Consider the following 674-nt stretch of genomic DNA (forward strand, 5'->3'; position numbering starts at 1 on the left):
ATCGGGCGGGTGCGGGCGTTGGGTTGCAGCACGCCCTCGCCGATCTGCAGCGTGGCGTTCAGCGCGCCAAGCTGGCCGTCCTCGGTGGCGGTGCCGCGCAGCGCCCCCGAGATCGGTGCCCGCAGCGCCTCGAGCCATGCCAGCGCCGGGCTCTGGCTCGCGATATCCTGCGAGTCGAGCCCCGTGAGGTTGAGCCCGAAGCTGCCCGAGGTCTCGCCGATGACGCTCTCGGCGTTGATCGCCAGCGTCGCCGCCACGTCGCCGCGGCCGAGCAGCGACACGTCGCCCGCAAGCCGCAGCCGCCCGTCCTCGCGGGTGAGGCTCAGCCGCCCGCCGTCGGCGGTCCAGCCGCGGCCGGCGCGGGCGTCCTCGTAGCGGATGGTCAGCGCCTCGGCGCGCAGCTCCTGCAGGCCGGCGAGCCGCGGGTCGGCCACCGCCGCATCCACCTGCGCGATGATGGTGGGGAAGTCCGGCATCCTGGTGCCCGAGGCGAAGACGTCGCCAAGCGCCAGGCCCAGCCGCCCGTCCTCGTCGCGGCGCAGGCTCAGCATGGCGCCGGAAAGCCGCGCCGCGCGCAGCGCCACCTCGCCCCGCAAGAGCGGCGCGGGCGCCAGCCCCGCCTCGAGATCGGCCAGTGTCGCCACCGGCGCGCCGCTGTCGGTGCGGATGTCCAC

At 76.0% G+C, this 674-nt stretch carries 1 pseudogene; it reads right to left on the reverse strand.

Annotation, left to right across the window (positions count from 1 at the left end):
• Positions 1-674 (reverse strand): annotated as a pseudogene (locus HC022_RS28210) (AsmA family protein); the annotation flags it as partial.

Origin of the sequence: Salipiger sp. HF18, assembly GCF_011806505.1 — a bacterium.
GTDB lineage: Bacteria > Pseudomonadota > Alphaproteobacteria > Rhodobacterales > Rhodobacteraceae > Salipiger > Salipiger thiooxidans.